Origin of the sequence: Pseudonocardia sp. MH-G8 (assembly GCF_002262885.1) — a bacterium.
Classification (GTDB): domain Bacteria; phylum Actinomycetota; class Actinomycetes; order Mycobacteriales; family Pseudonocardiaceae; genus Pseudonocardia.
Window position 1 is genome coordinate 48,154 of the sequence record NZ_NKYF01000005.1, and the last position, 21,544, is coordinate 69,697.

Here is a 21,544-nt window from a genome sequence, read left to right on the forward strand (position 1 = left end):
GTGCATCGGGCCGCGCCGGAACCCCTTGACGTCAGCGCGGGCAGAACCTCACACTTGTTCCCGCAATGAGAAAGTATACATCCACGATGCGGAAGTTGATCCGGTAGCAACTGCCTGACCTGCGCTGATCCGAGAGGTGACCGACCATGCCCCGAATGACCGCCGCCCGCGCCGCCGTCGAGATCCTGGCGCGCGAGGGCGTCACCCGCGCCTTCGGGCTGCCCGGCGCCGCGATCAACCCCTTCTACGCCGAGATGCGGGCGGCCGGCGGCATCTCGCACGTGCTCGCGCGGCACGTCGAGGGCGCGGCGCACATGGCGGAGGGCTACACGCGGGCCCGCGCGGGCAACATCGGCGTCTGCGTCGGCACCTCCGGGCCCGCGGGCACGGACATGATCACCGGTCTCTACTCCGCGGCCGCCGACTCGGTCCCGATCCTCGCGATCACCGGGCAGGCTCCGGTGGCGAAGCTGCACAAGGAGGACTTCCAGGCCGTCGACATCGCCGCCGTCGCGGGCCCGCTCACGAAGATGGCCACGACGGTGCTCGAGGCCGCACAGGTGCCGGGGGTGTTCCAGCAGGCGTTCCACCTGATGCGCTCCGGGCGGCCCGGGCCGGTGCTGATCGACCTGCCGATCGACGTGCAGCAGACCGAGATCGAGTTCGACCCGGAAACCTACGCACCGCTGCCGGTGTACAAGCCCGTCGCGAGCCGCGCGCAGGTCGAGAAGGCACTGGACATGCTCGCCCGCGCCGAGCGGCCGGTGATCGTCGCCGGCGGCGGTGTGATCAACGCCGACGCCGCGGACCTGCTCGTGGAGTTCGCCGAGCTCGTCGGCGTGCCGGTGATCCCGACGCTCATGGGATGGGGCGCGATCCCCGACGACCACCCCCTCGCCGCCGGGATGGCGGGGCTGCAGACCGCGCACCGCTACGGCAACGCCACGTTCCTGGAGTCGGACTTCGTGCTCGGCATCGGCAACAGGTGGGCCAACCGGCACACCGGCGGCCTTGCCACCTACACCCGCGGCCGCACGTTCGTGCACGTCGACATCGAGCCCACGCAGATCGGGCGGGTCTTCGCGCCCGACTACGGCATCGCCTCCGACGCGCGCGCGGCGCTGGAGCTGTTCGTCGCGGTCGCGGGGGAGCGGCGGCACGCGCTGCCGGACCGCTCGACGTGGGTGGACGCCTGCGCCGAGCGCAAGCGCACGATGCTGCGCCGCACCCACTTCGACGACGTCCCGATCAAGCCGCACCGCGTGTACGAGGAGATGAACCGCGCCTTCGGGCCGGACACCCGCTACGTCACGACGATCGGGCTCTCGCAGATCGCCGCGGCGCAGTTCCTGCACGTCTACCGCCCGCGGCACTGGATCAACGCGGGGCAGGCGGGCCCGTTGGGCTGGACCCTGCCGGCGGCGCTGGGTGTGTGCGCCGCCGAACCGGAGGCCACCGTGGTGGCGCTCTCGGGAGACTACGACTTCCAGTTCATGATCGAGGAGCTGGCGGTGGGGGCGCAGTTCCAGCTGCCCTACATCCACGTGGTCGTGAACAACGCCTACCTCGGCCTGATCCGCCAGGCCCAGCGCGGGTTCGACATGGACTACTGCGTGCAGCTGTCGTTCGAGAACATCAACGCGCCCGAGCTGGGCGGGTACGGTGTCGACCACGTCGCGGTCGCCGAGGGCCTGGGCTGCAAGGCGCTGCGCGTGCGCCGCCCCGACGACCTGGTGCCCGCGTTCGAGAAGGCGCGCACGCTGATGGCCGAGTACCGGGTGCCCGTCGTCGTCGAGGTGGTGCTCGAGCGGGTCACGAACATCGCGATGGGCACCGAGCTGGACAACGTGAACGAGTTCGGGGAGCTCGCGACGACCCGCGAGCACGCTCCCACCGCGCTGGGCGCGCTGGCGTGAGCGGGCCCGTGACCCGGCTGCAGAGAGGTGGAGGATGACTGACGGGCGTGAGTTCCTGCGACTGCCCGACCTCGCGTCGCGGACGCTCGGCGGCGGCGTCCCTTACGCCAACGACGAGCTGTTCGCCCCGCGGGAGAACCTGATCACGCCGGGCCCCGCGGTGTTCGACACCGAGGACTTCGGGCACAAGGGCAAGGTCTACGACGGCTGGGAGACCCGGCGCCGCCGAGAGCCCGGCCACGACCACGCGATCGTGCGGCTCGGGGCGCCGGGCATCGTGCGCGGGGTGGTGGTCGACACCGCCTGGTTCCGCGGCAACTACCCGCCCTTCGCCTCCGTGGAGGCCACCGGCGTGGAGGGCTACCCGTCCCCGGACGAGCTGGCGGCGGCCGAGTGGCGCACGATCGTGGCTCGCTCGCCGCTGCAGGGCGACACGGCCAACCCGTTCCCGGTGACGGCGGGGGAGCGGTTCACCCACGTCCGGCTCTCGATCCACCCGGACGGTGGGGTCGCGCGGTTCCGCGTGCACGGCGACGTCGTGCCCGACCCGCGGCTGCTGCCGTCGACGTTCGACCTCGCGGCACTGGTGAACGGCGGCCGGATCCACGACTGCTCCGACATGTTCTACTCGTCACCGGTCAACCTGATCCTGCCCGGGCAGGCGCGCACCATGGGTGAGGGCTGGGAGAACGCGCGGCGCCGCGACGACGGCAACGACCACGTGACGTTCGCGCTGGCGGCGCCCGGGGTGGTGGCGATCGCCGAGCTCGACACCAGCCGCTTCGTCGGCAACGCGCCCGGGTGGGCGTCGCTGCGCGGGATCGACGCCCGCACTGCCGCACCGGACGATCCGCAGGCGTGGGCCGAGCTGCTTCCCCGTACCCGGCTGCAACCCGACACCCCCCACCGGTTCCGGCTCGCCGCCGGTGACGTGGTCACCCACGTCCGGATGGACGTCTACCCCGACGGCGGGCTGTCGCGCGTCCGGTTGCACGGCGCCCTGCCCCCGGACGAGCGCCGGGAGCTGGGGTTGCGCTGGTTCCACGCGCTGCCCGGGACACAGGCCCGCGAAGTGCTCGCCCCGCTGGTCGGGGCCGAGCGGGCCGGTGGGCTCGTGTCGGATCGGCCGTTCGCCGGGTTCGCGGACCTGCCCGACGCGCTGCGGGCCGCGCTGGGTTGATCGTCACGCGCGACGCGCCCGCCGCTCGTGATCGACGCCGAGGACCGTTGATCGGCCCGAGATCCGGCGCAGCGCCCCGAGGAGGGCGCTGAGCTCGACCTCGCAATGATCGATCGTTCCGAGGTCGAGCTTTCCGCCCTTACGAGGGCGCTGAGCGCGATCTCGGAACGATCATGGCCCGGGTGGCGGGACGGTCGTCGCCGCGGCGCTGTCGTCTCGCGCGGACACTTGACAGTCCTCACGCTCGCCTGGATTGTATGACCATCCGACAAGGAGGTCCAGGTGCGCGCAGCGGTGCTCCCCGAGTTCGAGGCCCCGCTGGTGCTGGAGGAGCTGGAGCTGCTTCCGCCCGGTCCGCGCGACGTCGTGGTCCGCCCGGGCGCGGTGGAGGTGTGCGTGACCGACTCCTACGCCACCCGCCCCGGCCCGCTCTCCCGGCCGCCGGCGATCCTCGGCCACTCCGCGGCCGGCGTCGTCGAGGCCGTCGGCTCGGCCGTCACGACGGTGGCGCCGGGCGACCGGGTGCTCGTGGCGGGCACGCCGGCCTGCGGCGACTGCTTCTGGTGCCGGCGCGGCGAGGGCCACCAGTGCCGGGAGATCTTCGAGGGCGGGGTGCGTCACGTGGCGCGCCGCGCGGACGGCACGCTCGTCAGCGCGGCCGGCGGTGTCGGCACCTACGCCGAGCAGTTGCTGGTGCGCGAGTACGGGGTCGTCCGGATGGACACCACACTGCCCGACGAGCACCTGTGCCTGCTCAGCTGCGGTGCGGCCAGCGCGCTCGGCGCTGTGTTCGGCATCGCGCGGGTCGGCCTCGGCGACACGGTCGCGGTGCTGGGTGCCGGCCGGATCGGCGGCTGGCTCCTCCAGGCCGCCCGGCTGGCCGGGGCGGTGCGCGTCGTGGCCGTGGAGCCGCTGCCGGAGCGGCGGAAGCGGGCGGCCGCACTCGGGGCCTCCGACGTGCTCGACCCGGCCGACGGGGACGTCGTGGAGCAGGTCCGCGACCTCACCGGGGGCCGCGGGGTCGACGCCGCCTTCGAGGCGACCGGCGGGCCGGGCACCGCGGCCGCGGTGCGCACGGCGTTCGCCGCCACCCGGCGCGGCGGGGTCGTCGTCCCGCTCGGGATGACCGACTTCGGCGTCACCGTGGACCTGCCCGTGAACGACCTGGCGATGCGCGGGCGGGAGGTGCGCAGCTGCCAGTACGGCAACGTCGACCTGCAGCGCGACCTGCCGCGGTACGCCCGCGTGCTGGAGTCGGGGCTGCTCGACCCCGTCGCCATGGTCGAGCGCACCTACCCGCTGCCCGACGCCGGCAGCGCCCTCGCCGCCGCGGAGGACCGCGAGGTGCTCACCGCCGTCCTGCTGCCGAACTCCGACTGACCGACCACCGGGGGGACCATGACCACCACCGCGACCGCCACCACCGCCACCACGCCGGAGCAGCTGATCCGCACCGTGGTCGACCTGCGCCCCACGCTGGTCGCCGCCCAGGCCGAGACCGAGGAGCGCACGTACTACTCGCAGGAGATGCACGACGCGTTCGTGGCGGCGGGCCTGTACCGGGTGGTGCAGCCGCGACGCTACGGCGGGCTCGAGTTCGACTTCCCCACCTTCACCCGCCTGCAGATCGAGATGGCGCGCGGGTGCGTGTCCACCGCCTGGTGCTGGGCGCTGGCCAGCAGCCACGCGGTCCAGATCGCCTCCTACTTCCCGGAGGCCGCGCAGGAGAAGATCTTCGGTGACGGTGACTTCCGCTGCGCGTCGGTGGCCGCCCCGGACGCGAAGGCGCAGCGGGTGGAGGACGGCTGGCGGCTCGACGGCACGGTCCGCTACTGCTCGGGCATCCCGTACTCCACCCACTTCATGGGCCAGGCGTTCCTCGCCGGGCTGCCCCCGCAGGACGCGGCGCAGCACATGTTGCTCTACGTGGCCCCACGCAGCGAGTGGGCGATGGTCGAGGGCTCCTGGGGCGATTCGCTGGGCCTGCGCGGCAGCGGCTCGCACAGCATCGTCCTCGACGACGGGCGGATCCCGGCGGAGTTCGCGGTCGAGGACACGAGCATGGTCAACGTCGACGTCAGCGGCGGCACGCCGGGCCTGGCGCTGCACGGCAACCCGATGTACGTCGGGCGCGCACTCTCGCCGTTCACGATCTCGCTGGCGGCGCTGACGCTCGGGGCCGGCTACCACGCGCTCGACGAGTTCGAGCACCAGATGCGCACCCGCAAGACCACCGTCCCCCCGATGGTGCCGCGGCTGGGCGACCCCGACTACCAGCGCTGGTACGGCGCCGCCCTCGGGAAGCTCGCGACGGCCGAGGCCGCCGTGCTGCATTGCGCCGAGGAGCACATGCAGCTGTGCGAGCGCACGGCGTCGGGTGGCGAGCCCTACAGCGAGGAGGACGAGCAGCGCATCGGGATCATCGCCCGCGAGGCGATCGTCGCCGTCTGGGAGACCGTCGACGAGCAGCTGTTCCGCAACATCGGTTCCAGCGCGCTGCGCGCGGGGGAGCGCTTCGAGCGCGTCTGGCGGGATCTCACCATGATCGCCAGCCACCGCAACACGGGCTTCCGGGAGCTGATGTTCCGCAAGCTCGCCCAGCTGCACCTCGGGCTGCCGGTGACCTGATGGTGGCGAAGGACCGGACAACGGTGTCCACCTGGCGCGTCGCGTCGGCGAGCTTCGCCGGCACCACCGTCGAGTACTACGACTTCGCCATCTACGGCACGGCGGCCGCGCTGGTCTTCCCGCGGCTGTTCTTCCCCGCGGCCGACCCGTTCCTGGGAACGCTCGCCGCGTTCGGGACGTTCGCGGCCGGCTTCCTGGCCCGCCCGATCGGCGGCCTGGTGTTCGGGCACTTCGGCGACCGCATCGGGCGCAAGCGGATGCTGGTGGTCACGCTCGTCCTGATGGGCGTGGCGACCACCGCGATCGGCCTGCTGCCCGGCTACGCCTCCGCGGGTGCGCTCGCCCCCGCGCTGCTGATCGGCCTGCGCCTGGTGCAGGGGTTCGCGTTCGGCGGGGAGTGGGGCGGCGCGGTGCTGCTCGCCTACGAGTACGCCCCGCCGGAACGCCGCGGGTTCTTCGCGAGCCTGCCCCAGACCGGGCCCGCCGCCGGTGTGCTGCTGGGCAATCTGGTCTTCCTGCCGGTCGCGGCGCTGCCCGACGCGGCGCTCTACTCCTGGGGTTGGCGGGTGCCGTTCCTGGTCAGCATCGTGCTGATCGTCTTCGGGATCGTCGTGCGGCTGCGCATCGCGGAGTCACCGGAGTTCGTGCAGGTGCAGCGCTCGGGTACCGAGGCGCGGGTCCCGCTGTTCGAGGTGCTGCGCCACTACCCGTGGAAGGTGCTGCTCGTCTGTGGTGGCTTCCTGGGCTTCGGTACGCTGCCGATCGTCGCCACCACCTTCCTGCTCGGCTACGGCACGACGATCGGGGTGGACCGGACGTCGATGATCACGGCGATCCTGCTGGGCAACGTCGTGCAGCTGGTGGTGGTCCCACTGTCCGGGGCGCTGTCGGACCGCATCGGCGCGCGCCCGATCGTGCTGGTCGGGTCGGTCACGGCGATCGCCGCCATCTTCCTGCTGGTCGCGGCGGTCGGCACGGGCAGCTTCGGGGTGATCGTGGCCGGGTACGTGTTCGGGTTCGGGTTCCTGTACTGCATCGGCTACGGCGCGCAGCCCGCCGTCTACGCCCGCGCGTTCGACGCCCGGGTCCGCTACACCGGCATGTCGCTGGGCTTCCAGCTGTCCAACGTGCTCGGCAGCGCGCTCGGCCCCGGCATCGCGACGATCGTGCTGCGGGTGACCGGGCAGCCGATGGCGGTGGCCGGCTACGTCGGGCTGATGCTGCTGATCTCGATGGCCTGCCTCGCCGTGCTGACCGGCCGGACGCACGCGGCCGCGGTGCCGGCGACGGTCGCGGACTGAGGGGTGCCGGTCGTGGCCACCGAGGGACGCGCGCCGTGGCGGGTGGGCGCGGCGAGCTTCGTGGGGACCGCCGTCCAGTACTACGACTTCTCGATCTACAGCACAGCCGCGGCACTGGTGTTCCCCGCGGTGTTCTTCCCGTCGTCGGACCCGCTGTTGGGCACCGTCGCCGCGTTCGGCACCTTCGCCGCGGGGTTCCTCGCGAGCCCGCTGGGCGCCGTCCTGTTCGGGCACCTCGGCGACCGCTACGGCCGGCGGACGACGCTGTGGATCACGCTCGTGCTGATGGGCGGGGCGACGATCGGCATCGGGCTGCTCCCCGGCTTCGGTGCGATCGGTGTCGCCGCACCGATCCTGCTGGTGCTGCTGCGGGTCGTGCAGGGCGCGGCGTTCGGCGGGGAGTGGGGCGGGGCGGTGCTGCTGGCGTACGAGAGCGCGCCGGACGGGCGCAAGGGCCTGCTGGCCAGCCTCCCGCAAGCCGGTCCGGCTGCGGGGGTGCTGCTGGGCAACCTCGCGTTCCTGCCGGTGCTCGCGCTGGGGCCGGCCGCGGTGTCGTCCTGGGCATGGCGGGTGCCGTTCCTGGCCAGCGTCGTCCTCGTCGGCCTCGGGCTCGCGGTGCGGCTGTCGGTGGCCGAGACGGCCGACTTCGTCGAGACGCAGCGGGTGGGCACCGTCGAGCGACTCCCGCTGATGCGGGTGGTCCGCCGGTATCCCCGCGAGGTGCTGCTCGTGGCGGGCGGGTACCTGGGCTTCGCCGCCGTCCCCGCGGTCGCCGTCACGTTCATGCTGGGCCACGCGAGTGTGGTGAGCGCGGTGTTGCTGTGGGCCGTCCTCGCCGGCAACGTGGCGCAGCTGGTGACCGTCCCGATCTCCGGCGCGCTCGCCGACCGTTGGGGGCCGCGCCCGCTCGTGCTCGCCGGCAGCGTCACCGCCGCCGCGGGAATCGTGCTGGTGTTCGCGGCGGTGCAGAGCGGCGACGTCGGCATGATCGTCGCCGGCTACCTGCTCGGCTTCGGCGTCCTGTACTGCGTCGGGTACGGAGCGCAGCCCGTGGCGTTCGCGGAGGTGTTCGACGCTCCCGTGCGCTACTCCGGCATCGCCGTCGGCACGGCCATCGGCACCGTGCTCGGCAGCGGGTTCGGCCCGCTCGTCGCAACGGGGCTCGTGCACGCCACCGGGACGTCGTGGTCGGCCGCCGGGTACGTGGTGCTCACCCTCGCGCTGTCGTTCGCCTGCCTCGCCGTGCTCACCAGACCGACCCGCCGGCCCGTCGAGGTCACGACATGAGAGGCACGATGACCCAGATCCAGACCCCTACCGCCGTCCCCGTCCCCGAACCGGACCTGACCCCGGAGGCGATGATCGCGCGCGCCGTGGCGATGCGCGAGGAGCTGATCGAGGAGGCGCCTGCGGGGGAGGAGCGCGGCGGGTACTCCGCCCGCCTGCACGAACGGTTCACCGAGGCCGGCTTCTACCGGGCGCTGCAGCCGCGCCGCTACGGCGGGTACGAGCTCGGGCTCGACACCTTCTTCCGGCTGATCACCGAGCTCTCGCACGGCGACCCGGGCACCGGGTGGTCGGTGTGCCTGGCCTCGGACCACATCTTCCACATCGCCTCGTTCTTCTCCGAGCAGGCCCAGGAGGAGCTCTTCGGTACCGACGGGCACTTCTGCGCGCCGCACCGCGCGGCCCCCACGGGCACGGCCGATCCGGTGCCCGGCGGGTACCGGGTGAGCGGCACCTGGGACTACTGCTCCGGCATCACCCACGCCACCCACTTCATCGCGACGGCGATGGGGCCCGCCCGCGGGACCGACGGCCCGCCCGTTCCACTGGCCTGCGTGCTGCCGCGGGGCGACTACACCGTGCTCGACGACTGGGGCGGCGGTGCGACGCTCGGGCTGCAGGGCACGGGGTCGAACTCCGTGCGGGTCGACGACGTGTTCGTGCCCGAGCACCTGGCCGAGCACTACGACTGGAAGGGCTTCGCGATGCCCGACGGCGGTACGCCGGGCTACCGCCTGCACCGCAACCCGATGTACCTCGGCCGCTCGCTGACGATCTACTACGGCGGTCTGGCCGCTCCCGTGGTCGGAGCCGCCCGCGCGGCGCTGGACGAGTACGAGCACATGCTGCGCACCCGCCAGACCACCGTGCCGCCGAAGGTGCTGCGCTGCGAGTCGCCGGACTACCAGCGCTGGTTCGGGGAGGCCCAGAGCCTCGCCGACTCGGCGCTGGCCGTGCTCGTCGCGTCCGGTGCGGGCTACCTGGCCGCGGGACGCGAGTGGGAGCGCACGGGCTCGTTCGGCATCGCCGAGGACGTCCGGTACCGGGGGATGGCCCAGCAGGCGGCCCTGCTCGCGGCCGCCGCCGTCGACCGGCTCTTCACCACCGGCGGGACGGGCGCGTCGAAGCGCGGGTCGCGGCTGCAGCGCTGCTTCCGCGACGTCGCCATGTACCGCACCCACATCGGCGCCCAGGCCGATCTCCACTACACCGCGAACGCCCGCGTCCACTTCGGGCTCCCGACCGCCTTGTAGCGCGCGTCGTGCAGCATCGGAGACGTATGACGAACATGCCGTACTCTGAGCGGGTGAACGACGCCGAGCTGCCCTCGCTCGCATCGCAGATCGGGCGGGTGGCGGCGCCGCTGCGCACCCAGGTCCTCGACGTGCTCCGCGAGGCCATCCTCACCATGCGGTTCGCGCCCGGCCAGCGGCTCATCGAGCGCGAGCTGATCGACCTCACCGGAGTCTCGCGCACCACCATCCGCGAGGTGTTGCGCGAGCTGGCGGCCGAGGGCCTGGTGCGCACCATCCCGCAGAAGGGCGCGGTGGTCGTGGCCCTGTCGGTGGAGGAGGCGGAGGAGCTCTACGAGATCCGCGAGGTGCTCGAGGGCCACCTCGCGCGGCGGTTCGTCTCGCACGCGACGGACGGCCACCTCGTCGCGCTGCGCCGGGCGTTCACCAGGCTGGAGAACGTCGTGGAGTCCGGCGGCGGCACCCTGGAGGTGTTGCGCGCCAAGGACGCGCTCTACGACGTCCTCCTGGAGGGCGCGGGCAACAGCGCGCTGCGCACGAGCCTGTCCCAGCTGCACGCGCGCGTGAGCCTGCTGCGTGCGAGCTCCCTGTCCTCGGACGCGGGGCGGCCCGCGCAGTCGGTCCAGGAGCTGCGCGGTCTGGTGGAGGCGGTGGAGGCGCGGGAGGCCGGCCGGGCGGCCGCCGCGATGACGGCGCACGTGCGCGCCGCCGCGCAGCTCGGGATCGCGGCGATGCGCGACTCCGCACTGCAGCAGATCGTCTGACCGGCGCCCGCTTCTCATGACCGTCTGATTGTCATACGATCTGTGTGGGCGCTCAGCGGCCACCGGCTGCGGCGCGCGAGCTGCTCGTCCCGAGCACACCTCGACCCGCGGAGGCGCCGTGCACTCGTTCCCCAGGCCCCGGGAGACGCACCTGCACGTCGAGAGGCGCGCGCTGCCGGGGCCCTGCCCGGCGTGCGGTGCGCCGGAGCTGGCCGCCTACCGCGTGCTCGGTGAGGGCGGGTGGTGGGACGTCGAGAAGTGCCGCTCGTGCCTGCACTCGGTGCGGCGCGTCCCGGTTCCGGTGCTCGGGGCCTTCCGCCCGCTCGGTAGCGGGAGCTGAGGGTGTTCGGCGTCGACGTGGGCGGGACCTTCACCGACGTGGTGGCGTTCCGCGACGGGCGCATCGCGGTCACCAAGGTGGCGAGCAGCCCCGCCGCGCCGGCGGAGCCGGTGGTGGAGGGCGCCCGGCGGCTCGGCGTGGCCGGCAGCCGCGCGTTCCACCACGCGAGCACGATGGGCCTCAACGCGGTACTCGAACGCCGCCTGCCCAAGGTCGCGTTCCTGACCACCGACGGCTTCCGCGACATCCTCGACCGCGGCACGGTGCACCGGCCGTTGGACGCGCAGACCGATCCGGCGTGGCGGCGCTCGTTCGGCGACGCCGCACGCCCGCTCGTGCCCCGCTACCTGCGCCGCGGCGTGGTGGAGCGGATGAGCGCCGCGGGCGGGGTCCTGCTCCCGCTCGACGAGGGCCAGGCCGTGGGCCAGCTGGAGGTGCTGCGGCGCTGCGGGGTCCGCGGCGTGGCGATCTGCCTGCTGCACGCCTACGCCGACGCGCGCCACGAGCGGCGGCTGCGCGAGCTCGTGCACGACGTGCTCGGGCCGGACGTGGCGGTGTCGATCTCGTCCGAGACCTCACCGCTGGCCAAGGAGTACGCGCGGGCCTCCACCACGGTCGTCGACGTGCTGATGAAGCTGCTGTTCCACGAGTACGCGGGCGTGCTGCACCGCGACCTCGGTGCGCTGGGCTTCGACGGCGACCTGCGCTTCGCCGACTGCACCGCGGCGTTGCTGCCGTGGGAGTCGGCGATGCGCACGCCCTTCCGGATCGTCTTCGCCGGCCCCGCGGCCGGCACGGTTGCGGGCGTTCAGCTCGGCGGCGCGCTCGGACGTGGGGACCTGATCTGCGCGGACGTCGGCGGGACGTCCACGGACGTCTCGCTCGTGGTGGGCGGCAGGCCGTTCGTGCAGAACACGTTCGAGCTGGAGCACGACCTGGTGATCAACGCGCTGTCCACCGAGGTGGCCAGCGTGGGCGCCGGGGGCGGCAGCCTCGTCACGGTGTCCGCCTCCGGCGGTATCCAGGTCGGCCCGGGCAGCGCGGGCGCCGACCCCGGCCCGGCCTGCTACGGGCGCGGCGGCACCGTCCCCGCGGTCACCGACGCGTGCCTGCTCATGGGCGTGCTGCGCGGCGACGGGTTCGCCGGCGGCGAGATCCCGCTCGACGCCGACGCGGCCCGCCGCGCGTTCGAGGCGCTCGACACGCCCGTGCCGTTCGAGGACCGGGTGCGCTCGGCGTTCCACGTCGCCGTCACGCACGTGGCGGAGGAGATCGCGGGGGTCGCGGTCCGCCACGGTGTCGACGTCCGCGACTTCTCCCTCCTCGCCTACGGCGCCGCCGGGCCGATGCTGCTGCCTGCTGTGCTCGACCTGGTGCCCCTGCGCGAGGTGGTCGTGCCGCCGCACCCGGGGCTGTTCTCCGCGCTCGGCCTGCTCTCGACCGACCTCGTGCACCACGAGAGCTGCAGCGCCTACCTGCCGTTCACCCCGGAGAACGCCGACCGGATCGAGGAGGTCTTCGCCGGCATGGAGCGCGACCTGCGCGCGCAGGTGGGCCCGGCGGCCGACGGGGTGCCCGCGCGCCGCAGCTTCGACGGCCGCCTGCTCGGCCAGTCCTGGGAGACGCCGTTCGTCGAGATGTCCGGGGGCCCCGTGACGGCGCGGTCGATCGGCGAGCTGGTGCGCCGGTTCCACGACGGTTACGAGGCGCGCAACGGCAACCGCTTCGACGCGATCCCGGTCGAGGGCGTGACCTACCGGGTGCACCTGACGGTGCCGGCAGGCAAGGTCACCTACCCGCGGCTGCAGCCCGCACGCGAACCCGCGCACGCAGAGGCGACCTTCCTGCTGGAGTACCTCACGCCCGAACCCCTGCCGGCCGGTGAGTACCGGCGGGCGGCCCTCGGCGCGGGCGCCGTCGTCCCCGGGCCCGCGGTGATCCGCGAGGACCTGGCCACGACGTTCGTCCTGCCCGGCCAGCGCGCCACCGTGGGTGCGCTCGGCGAGATCGTGATCGAGAGGACGGGTGGCGGATGACCGCGATGCAAGAGCGGGCCCCGAGCATCCGGGAGCTGTCCGAGCCCGAGTTCGCCGCCCGCTACGGCTGCGACCGGTTCACCGCCACCGTGCTGGGCCACCGCTTCGACTACGTCGTCGAACACATGAGCGTGCGGCTGCTGACCGGCGCGTTCTCGCCGGTCCTCCGCGACTTCTACGACCTCGCCGCCACGCTCAGCGGCCCACCCGGGCTCGGCTACCCGGTGCCCGCGGCGAGCAACGGCATCGTGCTCATGGCCGGCACCACGATCGACGCGGTCCGCAACACGGTGGCCGAGTTCGGGCCCGAGCGGCTCGTGCCGGGTGACGTCCTGATCGCCAACGACCCGTACCGCACCGGCAACCACAACAACGACCTGCTGTTCGTCCGGCCGGTCTTCCACGACGGCGAGATCGCCGCGTTCGTCAACCTCAACGCCCACCAGCTGGACATGGGCGGCACGGTGCCGGGCGGGTTCAGCTGCACCAAGCGCAGCGTCTACGACAACGGCCTCGTCATCGCGCCGCAGCTGATCGTCCACGCGGACGAGCCGGTCGAGGCGGCGTGGAACCTGATCTTCGACAACGTGCGGATGGGTGAGGTGATCCAACCCGACATCCACACGTTGTGCTCGGGCCTCGAGTTGGGGGAGCGGCTGCTGCGGGAGTCGATCGGGCGCTACGGGCTCGCCGCGGTGCACGGGGCGATCCGCTACGCCTGCGACGTGGCCGCCGAACGCATGTCGGCCGCGCTCGCCGAGCTCCCGGACGGCGACTGGAGCGGCCACGAGGTGATCGACTGCGACGGCGTCGACGACACCGAGCAGTACGAGATCCACGTCCTGCTCCGCAAGCGGGGCCGGCGGGTCGAGGTGGACCTGTCCGGCACGTCGCGGCAGGCGCGAAGCTCGATCAACGCGACCGCGCTGGACGTCAAGACCACGGTCGGGATCGCGCTCAAGTACCTGTTCGACCCGCGCGGGCGGTTCTGCTCGGGCTCCTACCGCGACGTCGACATCGTCATCCCGGACCAGACGATCGTCAGCGCGCTGCCGCCCGACGGGGTCGTGTTCATGTACTTCGAGCAGAACCAGGCGTTGCTCTCGGCGTTGCTGCGGGCGCTCTCGCGCGCGGTGGGGGAGGCGGCGATCGCAGGGGACCGGGGTAGCACGGACCTGCACACCGCCTTCGGCGTCGACGCGGACGGGCGGGCGTGGGTGTCGGCGATGCAGTGCGGGGGCGAGATCGGGCCGCTCGGGGCGAACCGCTTCGGCGACGCCGACACGCAGTGCATGACCTACCAGGCCAACGGCGTGGCCCCGGAGATCGAGGCCATCGAGGCCGCGAGCCCGGTGGTCGTGCTGCGCCACGAACCCGTGCCCGACACCGCGGGCGCCGGCTACCACCGGGGTGGTGCGGCGATGCTGCGCGATTCGGTGTGGCTCACCGCGGCGGCGCACACGATCAACCAGATGCGCTACAAGCGGGTGCCCGGCTTCGGTGTCTGCGGTGGACGGGACGGGAGCACCGGCGGGGTCTGGACGTTCCCGCCGGCGCGGGCGCCGCTGCCCCGCCCGGGCACCGGCGCCGCCTCCTACCGCGACGCCACCCCGCTGGCCGGGGTGATCGACGACGCCACGCACCTGCCGTCGCCGGGCGGGCGCTACCACTACCCCTTCGCGCAGGCCGCGCACCCGACCGCACCGATGGCCGTGCTGCGCTACCTGACCAACGGCGGCGGTGGCTGGGGCGACCCCTTCCGGCGTGAGCCCGAGCGCGTGCGCGTCGACGTGCGCGACGGCTACGTCAGCATCGCCGGCGCGGCACGCGATTACGGGGTGGTCGTCATCGGGGATCCGGAGCGCGACCCGGAGGGCCTCGTCGTCGACGAGGAGGCGACGGCGCGGCGGCGAGCGGGAGGACGAGCATGAGAGCGGCCGTGATGACCGCGGCGGGACGCGTCGAGGTGCTGGAGGTCGAGCTCCTGCCGCTCGCGCCGGGGCGGATCCGGGTCCGCACCGGGGCCACACCCTTCTGCGTCACCGACGTCATGAATGCCGACGGCGTGTTCGGCAAGGTGCCGCCGACCATCCTCGGGCACGCCTCCATGGGCGTCGTCGAGGAGCTGGGGCCCGAGGTCAGCGGGGTGCGGGTCGGGGACCGGGTGGTCGTGCACGGCACCGCGGAGTGCGGTCGCTGCTTCTACTGCGCCCGCGGTCGCGCCGACCAGTGCTCGCTGATCTTCGACCGCCCGGACGGCCCGCCCGGGGTCGCCCGGCTGCCCGACGGGCGGATCGTGACCGCGGCCGGCAACGTCGGCGGGTACGCGGAGTTGATGTGGGTGGACGCGCGCCAGGTCGTCCCGGTCCGCAGCACGCTGTCCGACGTGGAGCTGGGCCTGCTCGGGTGCGGGGTGACCACCGGGCTCGGGTCGGTGTTCAACGTGGCCGCCGTGGTGCCGGGCTCGGACGTCGCGGTGGTCGGGTGCGGGCAGCTGGGGCTCTGGATGATCCAGGCCGCGCGGCTCGCCGGCGCCGGGCAGATCATCGCGCTGGACCCGGACGCCGGCCGGCGCGAGCGGGCCGCGAAGGCCGGCGCGACCGCCACCCTCGACCCGGATGAGGCCGACCCCGTCGAGCAGGTGCGCGCGCTGACCGCGGGGTTCGGCGTGACGTACGCGCTGGAGGCGGCAGGTCCGGCGCTCGCCCAGCGGCAGGCGATCCTCATGACCCACCGCGGCGGCACCGCCGTGCTGACCGGCTGCGAGCCGCTGGGTGCGGAGCTCAACCTGCCCCAGGTGCCGATGGCGCTGCAGGGCCGCGCCGTGCTCTCCAGCCAGAACGGGAGGGTCCGGATGCACCACGACATCCCGCGCTACGTGCGGATGCTGGAGGACGGGCGGCTCGACGCGTCGCTCGTCGTCAGCGCCGAGTTCGCCCTCGAGGACGTCGAGCGGGTGCGGGAGGCCTCGCGCACGCACCGGGTGGTCACCGGCGTGATCGTGCCCGGCGCTGCGGTCAGAGGTGGCGCTGGAGGCGTCTGAGACCGGCGTCGGTGGAGGTGCGCCGGTGGCGGTCGCACGCGGCGATGGCCGCCGCGGCGTCGCGTGCGGCGAGGGCGAGGTAGATCTCGCGCAGCTCGTCGGCGATCTCGGCGTCGCGACCCGGGCCGGCCGCGGCCAGCGACATCACCAGTCCCGCGTGCGGGCGCAGCGTGCGCAGCAGGTCCGCGGTGGCGAGCCCGGCGGTGCTGCGGAGCATGACGACGAAGAACCAGTCCCGGGCGCGGACGAGCTGCTCGAGCGAGGAGTCGGGGGCGGCCACGACCTGCTCGACCGCCGCCAGGGCGCGGCGCAGCGCGCCGATCTGGGTGTCCGTGGCCTGCTGGACGAAACGGCGGACCGCCACCTCCTCCAGGATGTGGCGCACCTCGTCGGTGTCGGCCATGTCGCCGGGCGTCGGGTGCGCGATCACGACGCCGCGCGGCTCCCGGCGCGCGACGCCGAGGTCGACGAGCTCGCACAGGGCGTCGGCCGCCGTGGCGGGGGTCGCGCCGGTGCGCCGGGCGAGCTCCGAGGTGGTCAGGACGTCGCCCGGGGACGACGAGCCGCGCACGATCCACCCGAGCACGGCGTCCCGGACGGAGGAGGACCCGGGCGGGGGCGGCGTGGCCGCACCATCGTCGGTGGACACAGCGCCACGGTAGCACCGGCCGGGTGTTGAAGATCGACTTTCAGCGATCGCTTGACAGGATCACCAGACCGTCGGATTGTATGACAAAAGCTGGAGCGAGGAGACGACGATGTCCTCAAGCCCTGCGGCGGGTCCCACCCGGCGCGCGCTCGTCGCCCTGCTGGCGTGCGCTGCGCTCCTGGTCGCCTGCGCGGGCCCGGACGAGCAGGGTGGCCGGGACGAGGTCACCTTCCTCAACTTCCTCCCGCTGGACGGCCTGACCTTCGCGCCCGAGATGCTGGCGCAGGCGGCGGGCTACTTCGCCGAGGAGGGGCTGGACGTCCGGTTCGAGGCGACCCAGGGATCGGGGCCCGCCATCCAGACGGTCCTGACCGGCCGCGCGCTGCTGACCCGGATCGGTGACATCGAGACGATGGTCGCGGTGGGGGAGCGCGGGGCGCCGCTGGTCACGATCGGTTCGGCGGTGAAGTCGAGCCTGTTCCGGATCGTCTCCAGCGACCGCCGTCCGATCACCACCGCGGCCGGGTTCGAGGGCGCGCTCGTCGGCGTCGCCTCCGAGGGCGGGGGCAGCGAGGCCATGCTCGACCTCATCGCGGGGTCGGCGGACCTGCCGCCCGACGCCGTGCGCCGGCAGGTGGTCGGCATCGCGCCCGGGATCTTCGAGCTGGTCCGCAACGGGCGCATCGATGCCTACGCGGTGGCGCTCGACACGGCGGTCCAGCTGGAGCGCGCCGAGCCCGCCGCGGTGGTCTACCGGGCGAGCGACGACGTGAGCGCGGGCGCGCAGGTGTTCGTCACCTCCGCCGACCAGGCGCGGGACCCCGCGAAGAGCGACCGGATGCGGCGCTTCCTCGCCGCCGTGGAGCGGTCGATGGAGTTCATGGTCGCGGACGCCGACACCGGCTTCACCGAGACGATGCGCCTCATCGACGAGGAGTTCGACGTGACCGTGCTGGAGGAGCCCGAGGTCGCCCGGGAGAGCCTGCAGGCCTACGTGGAGTCGTTCGTCGCGGACGGCGGCGAGAACCTGGTGGCGAACTCGCCCGAACGCTGGCGCACCACCTACGAGGAGCTCGCCGGGATCGGGATGGTCCGGCCGGGGCTGGACCCGGGTGCCTGGAACGACCCCGGATTCGCCCCCGGTGCCTGAACGGCGCCCCGTCCCGCGGAGCCGGGCGGGAGCGCCGTTCGGCGCAGCGGTCGTCAGTCGGCGAGGAACTCCACCAGCAGGTCGCTGACCTCGTCGGCGTGGGTCCACAGCATGCCGTGCGGGGCGCCTTCGATCTCCACGTAGCGGGCTGCCGGCAGGCGCTTGGCGAACTCGCGGCCCGTGGCGTCGATCGGGAGGATCCGGTCGTGGGTGCCGTGCACGATGAGGGTGGGCACGCTGTCGCCGAGTTCGGCGATCTTCTCGACATCGGCCCGGAAGTCGGTGCCCCAGGTGGGCACGACCGCCCAGGACGCCCGGGCGCCGGCTCCGGCCGCCACGTTCCAGCTGTTGCGCACGGCCTCCTCCCCGATGCGCGAGCCCAGGTTCTCGTCGAGGTTGTAGAAGTTGTTGTAGAACTGCGTGAACCAGGCGTAGCGGTCGCTCCTGGCAGCGGCGAGGATCTCGTCGAACCCGCTCTGGTCGAGGCCGGTGGGGTTGTCCGCCGTCTTGATCAGGTAGGGCTCCAGCGACGCCAGGAAGACGGCCTTCGCCACCCGGCCGGCGCCGTGCCTGGCGAGGTAGCGGCCCACCTCGCCGGTCCCCATCGAGAAGCCGACGAGCACGACGTCGTTCAGGTCGAGCGCCGACAGGACCGCGTCCAGGTCGTCGGCGAAGGTGTCGTAGTCGTAGCCGGTGCTGGGCTTGCTGGACCCGCCGAACCCGCGGCGGTCATAGGTGATCACGCGGTAGCCGGCGTCGAGCAGGCGATCCTCCTGCTTCTCCCAGGACGCCCCGTCCAGCGGGTAGCCGTGGATCAGGACGACCGGCCGGCCGCTGCCCCGGTCGGTGTAGTGCAGGTTGATCTCGGTGCTGTTCTCGTGGCCGACCGTGATGTGAGACATGACCGTGGCTTCCCTTCGGAGGTGGCGGTGCGAACGGTGACGAACGTATTACCGAACGATCGGTAATACAACGTGACGAGGACGACTCTTATCCTTACCGTCCGTTCGGTAACATCGGATCCCATGCCCCGCCCCCAGACCGTGCCCGACGACGAGCTGTTCGACCGCCTCGCGGCCGTCTTCCGCGTGGCCGGTTTCGAAGGCGCTTCCCTCGGCGCTCTCGCCGAGGGGTCCGGGTTGCGCCGGGCGAGCCTCTACCACCGCTTCCCCGACGGCAAGACCCAGATGGCCGAGGCCGTGATGGGCCGGGTACGGGAGCGCTTCGTGCACGCCCTCGATCCGATGACGAGCGATCGGGACGTCACGGCGGGCATCGTCGAGTCGGCCGGCCGCATCCGCGCGATCTACGCCGACGGCACGCTGCCCTGCGTCCTGGACACGCTCACGCTCTCGGGCGCGCCGGAGAGCATCCGCGCGAGCGCCGCCGGGATCACCGCGGGGTGGATCGAGGCGATGGCCGCCGCCGCCCGACGCGGTGGCGCCGCCGTCGACGCCGCCCGTCTCCTCGCCGAGGAGGCGTTCGTCCGGATCGAGGGCAGCCTGGTGCTGGCCCGTCTCCACGGCGACCCCACGGCGTTCCGCCGTGCGATCGCCGAGCTCCCGCAGATGCTGCTGGCCCGCTGACACGCCGCGAGTCGGGTCCGGCGTCCCGCGAGTCGGGGTCCGGGAACGGGTGTCGCAGTCCGGGTCGGGCGGGGACGTGTCCTGCGCCACTGCCGCGACCACGTGTCGACCTGCCCCGTTGCGGTAGCGCCGCTCCGCCACGGAGGATCCCGGCGACAGCGAGACGTTGCGACACCCCGGGAGGGAACTGGTGAGGTCTCCGTGCGAGGCGAGCGGTATCGGCTGGAGCGGCAAGGCGGTGGCGTCGTGGTGAGCCCCGATCCGCACCGCAGCGCCGTCATCGATCTGCTGACCCGCCTCGGCTACCCGGCCCGGGAGGTCAACGACCTGCCCGACTCGCCGGTGCGCTTCCCCGACGGTGCGCACTACCGCACCGAGATCCCGAGCGTGGAGGGGCCGGCCGCCTTGGCGGCGGTGTTCGACGAGGCCGACGCGCGCGGGGTCCGCGTGCACCGCGTGTCCTCCGGCAGCGGGATCATGCTGGCCACCGATGCGGAGATCACCGACATGGTGCAGGCCTGCGCCGCCCGTCGGGTGGAGCTCTCGCTGTTCGTCGGGCCGCGGGCGCCGTGGGACATCGGCGCCCAGGCCCGCACACCCACGAGCGGGCTGGTCGGCTGCCGGCACGAGGGCGCCGACCAGCTCGCCTACGCGATGCAGGACCTGGTCCGCGCCAATGAGCTCGGTGTGCGCGGCGCCCTCGTCGCGGACGAGGGGCTGCTGCTGATGACCAAGCACATGAAGGAGGCCGGGCTGCTGGCGGCCGACTTCGTGGTGAAGGTGTCGGTGCAGATGATGGCGTCCAACCCGGTGAGCGTGCGGCTGATGCAGGACCTGGGCGCCGACACCTACAACGTGCCGCCGGGCCTGTCCCTGCCACGGCTGGCGTCGATCCGGGCGGCGGCGCAGCTCCCGATCGACATGTACGTGGAGTCCCCGGACACCCTGGGCGGGTTCGTCCGCCACCACGAGATCGCGGAGCTGGTGCGCGTGCTCGCGCCGATCTACGTCAAGTTCGGGCTGCGCAACCACCCCGACGTCTACCCGAGCGGCGGCCAGCACGAGGCGCTGAACGTCACCCTGTCCCGCGAGCGGGTGCGGCGCGCCGAGATCGGGCTCTCGCTCCTGCAGCGCGGGGCTCCCGAGCTGGTGACCTCGGAGCTGGGGGCGGCCGGTCTCGCGGTGCCGGTGACCTGACGCCGCGGGGCTCAGGCTCCGAAGCCTGCGCGGCGCTGCTGCTCGCGGGTGCTGTAGGCCGCCTTGCGGACGGTGGCGTCGTTCTCCAGCCCGGACCCGACGGCTCCGGCCACCGTGCCCATGCCGGTGGCCATGAGGGCGACGCGCAGGTAGTCGACCCAGCCGACCGGGTGGCCGACGACCTCGCCGAAGTACTCCGGCGGGATGATCAACGCGGCCGCGGTGACGTTGAGGGCGAACAGCGCGAGGTAGAACACCAGGGTGCCGCTGATGACGGTGAGCAGCGTGGCGGTGTTCAGCAGGTCACCGAGCTGACCGGGCCCGTGGAGCCGCCGGCGCTGCCACAGGCCGTGCCCGGCGATCAGCCACACCGCGAGGACCGTGATCGAGGCCAGCGTCCCCGCGACCAACCGCCACGGCGACAGCACCGTCCCGAGTATCCAGATCGACGAGTACAGGATGCCGAAAGCGCTCCCGGCCGCGGCGCCCGCGAGTGCCGTCGAGAGCCCGACGACCAGCTGCCAGGGTTGGTTCGCCCGCACCGTCCCCGCGAGCAGCCGCGCCATCCCCAGCCTGCGGGGGATCACCAGCTCGATGTCGACGTCGCGGTCGACGGGGGCGACGCGGCGGGCGAGGTGCGGGATCGCCGGCCGGTGCTCGCTCGTGGAGGGCGCGCCGTCGGGCGAGTGGGGCAGCGCGGGGTCGAGGCACGCGGCCAGCTCGTCGATGATCTCGAGGGCGAGTTCGCGGGTCCGGTGCCGCAGCCGAACGCCGCCGAGGGCCGGCAGCGACACCAGCGCCACGCAGTCCTGCATGCTGACGTCGGCGACGACGATCCCGTTGCCCGTCGAGATCGGGATGTCGGTGATGCAGATCGCGATGTCCCAGTCGGTGCCCTCGACCCGGGAACGCGCCTTGTCGATCACGCGGTCGAACGAGGTGGCGATCTCGAAGGGCTCGTCGACGACCTCGATCGCCCAGTCGACGACGTTGCTGATCTGCGCTGCGAGCACCTCGGGGAGGTCCTCGGCCAAACGGTGGGCGATGCGCGTCGGGAGGCCGGGGTCGGCGAGCAGGCCCACCACGACGGTTCGGCGGCCCGTGCCGGCGTCGGAGGGCGGGTCGGGGTCGGTGGCGCTGGTGGACACGGCTGCGGATACCCGGCGGTTGCCCCGGGGATGCCGCTTTCGGGTGAGCGGCTGAGATCGGGTGAC

18 protein-coding genes are annotated in these 21,544 nt (G+C 73.2%); 15 read left to right on the forward strand and 3 right to left on the reverse strand.

The features are described from left to right. The first annotated feature begins 146 nt into the window (after positions 1 to 146). The 12 genes from gcl (at position 147) to CFP66_RS14390 (ending at position 15,748) form a co-directional block, all read left to right on the forward strand. Positions 147 to 1,916 carry a glyoxylate carboligase gene (gene gcl, locus CFP66_RS14335; RefSeq protein ID WP_094924051.1) on the forward strand — a complete coding sequence of 590 codons (1,770 nt, stop codon included), beginning with the start codon at positions 147 to 149 and terminating at the stop codon, positions 1,914 to 1,916. 34 nt (positions 1,917 to 1,950) lie between these two features. Then, positions 1,951 to 3,096, forward strand: a complete 1,146-nt coding sequence (gene alc / locus CFP66_RS14340) for an allantoicase (RefSeq protein WP_094924054.1) — start codon at positions 1,951 to 1,953, stop codon at positions 3,094 to 3,096. Positions 3,097 to 3,378: 282 nt separating this feature from the next. Continuing rightward, the gene (locus CFP66_RS14345; protein WP_094924057.1) at positions 3,379 to 4,476 is read left to right on the forward strand and encodes a zinc-binding dehydrogenase; all 1,098 of its coding nucleotides are present in this window, start codon (positions 3,379 to 3,381) and stop codon (positions 4,474 to 4,476) included. A gap of 18 nt (positions 4,477 to 4,494) precedes the next feature. Beyond that, complete coding sequence (locus tag CFP66_RS14350; protein WP_094924060.1) at positions 4,495 to 5,724, forward strand: acyl-CoA dehydrogenase family protein; 1,230 nt, start codon at positions 4,495 to 4,497, stop codon at positions 5,722 to 5,724. A gap of 23 nt (positions 5,725 to 5,747) precedes the next feature. Next, a complete protein-coding gene (locus CFP66_RS14355) occupies positions 5,748 to 7,025 on the forward strand; it encodes an MFS transporter (protein WP_158228103.1) in 1,278 nt (425 codons plus the stop codon). 12 nt (positions 7,026 to 7,037) lie between these two features. After that, positions 7,038 to 8,312, forward strand: a complete 1,275-nt coding sequence (locus CFP66_RS14360) for an MFS transporter (RefSeq protein WP_158228104.1) — start codon at positions 7,038 to 7,040, stop codon at positions 8,310 to 8,312. Further along, positions 8,309 to 9,565 (forward strand): acyl-CoA dehydrogenase family protein, encoded by a 1,257-nt coding sequence (locus CFP66_RS14365; protein ID WP_094924068.1) that lies wholly within the window; start codon positions 8,309 to 8,311, stop codon positions 9,563 to 9,565. The genes CFP66_RS14360 and CFP66_RS14365 overlap by 4 nt, the downstream gene beginning before the upstream one ends. Positions 9,566 to 9,618: 53 nt before the next feature. Continuing rightward, complete coding sequence (locus CFP66_RS14370; RefSeq protein WP_198961449.1) at positions 9,619 to 10,329, forward strand: GntR family transcriptional regulator; 711 nt, start codon at positions 9,619 to 9,621, stop codon at positions 10,327 to 10,329. A 118-nt stretch (positions 10,330 to 10,447) separates the two neighbouring features. After that, positions 10,448 to 10,669, forward strand: a complete 222-nt coding sequence (locus CFP66_RS14375) for a hypothetical protein (RefSeq protein WP_094924070.1) — start codon at positions 10,448 to 10,450, stop codon at positions 10,667 to 10,669. A 2-nt stretch (positions 10,670 to 10,671) separates the two neighbouring features. Beyond that, positions 10,672 to 12,705 carry a hydantoinase/oxoprolinase family protein gene (locus tag CFP66_RS14380; RefSeq protein ID WP_094924072.1) on the forward strand — a complete coding sequence of 678 codons (2,034 nt, stop codon included), beginning with the start codon at positions 10,672 to 10,674 and terminating at the stop codon, positions 12,703 to 12,705. Continuing rightward, a complete protein-coding gene (locus CFP66_RS14385; RefSeq protein ID WP_233159423.1) occupies positions 12,702 to 14,636 on the forward strand; it encodes a hydantoinase B/oxoprolinase family protein in 1,935 nt (644 codons plus the stop codon). Before CFP66_RS14380 ends, CFP66_RS14385 begins: the two co-directional genes overlap by 4 nt. After that, on the forward strand, positions 14,633 to 15,748 hold the full coding sequence (locus CFP66_RS14390) for a zinc-binding dehydrogenase (RefSeq protein ID WP_094924074.1): 1,116 nt from the start codon (positions 14,633 to 14,635) through the stop codon (positions 15,746 to 15,748). Before CFP66_RS14385 ends, CFP66_RS14390 begins: the two co-directional genes overlap by 4 nt. On the opposite strand, the gene CFP66_RS14395 is transcribed toward CFP66_RS14390, so the two are convergent. Further along, positions 15,723 to 16,397: an FCD domain-containing protein gene (locus CFP66_RS14395; RefSeq protein WP_094924076.1), complete on the reverse strand. Its 675-nt coding sequence runs from the start codon at positions 16,395 to 16,397 to the stop codon at positions 15,723 to 15,725. The genes CFP66_RS14390 and CFP66_RS14395 overlap by 26 nt on opposite strands. A 109-nt stretch (positions 16,398 to 16,506) precedes the next feature. Between CFP66_RS14395 and CFP66_RS14400 the strand changes: the two genes are divergently transcribed. Next, entirely contained in the window at positions 16,507 to 17,547 is a 1,041-nt protein-coding gene (locus CFP66_RS14400; protein ID WP_094924078.1) for an ABC transporter substrate-binding protein, read from the forward strand. 53 nt (positions 17,548 to 17,600) lie between these two features. Here CFP66_RS14400 and CFP66_RS14405 read toward each other — a convergent pair whose 3' ends face one another. Beyond that, positions 17,601 to 18,449, reverse strand: coding sequence for an alpha/beta fold hydrolase (locus tag CFP66_RS14405; RefSeq protein WP_094924081.1), 849 nt, complete (start codon positions 18,447 to 18,449; stop codon positions 17,601 to 17,603). 123 nt (positions 18,450 to 18,572) lie between these two features. On the opposite strand from CFP66_RS14405, the gene CFP66_RS14410 reads away from it, so the two are divergent. Together CFP66_RS14410 and CFP66_RS14415 are read left to right on the forward strand one after the other, a co-directional pair. Continuing rightward, positions 18,573 to 19,133: a TetR/AcrR family transcriptional regulator gene (locus tag CFP66_RS14410; RefSeq protein ID WP_094924083.1), complete on the forward strand. Its 561-nt coding sequence runs from the start codon at positions 18,573 to 18,575 to the stop codon at positions 19,131 to 19,133. Positions 19,134 to 19,382: 249 nt separating this feature from the next. After that, positions 19,383 to 20,330, forward strand: a complete 948-nt coding sequence (locus tag CFP66_RS14415) for a U32 family peptidase (protein WP_233159424.1) — start codon at positions 19,383 to 19,385, stop codon at positions 20,328 to 20,330. Positions 20,331 to 20,341: 11 nt separating this feature from the next. Here the strand turns inward: CFP66_RS14415 and CFP66_RS14420 are convergent, their stop codons facing one another. Beyond that, positions 20,342 to 21,478, reverse strand: a complete 1,137-nt coding sequence (locus tag CFP66_RS14420) for a hypothetical protein (RefSeq protein ID WP_094924085.1) — start codon at positions 21,476 to 21,478, stop codon at positions 20,342 to 20,344. Positions 21,479 to 21,544: the final 66 nt, after the last annotated feature.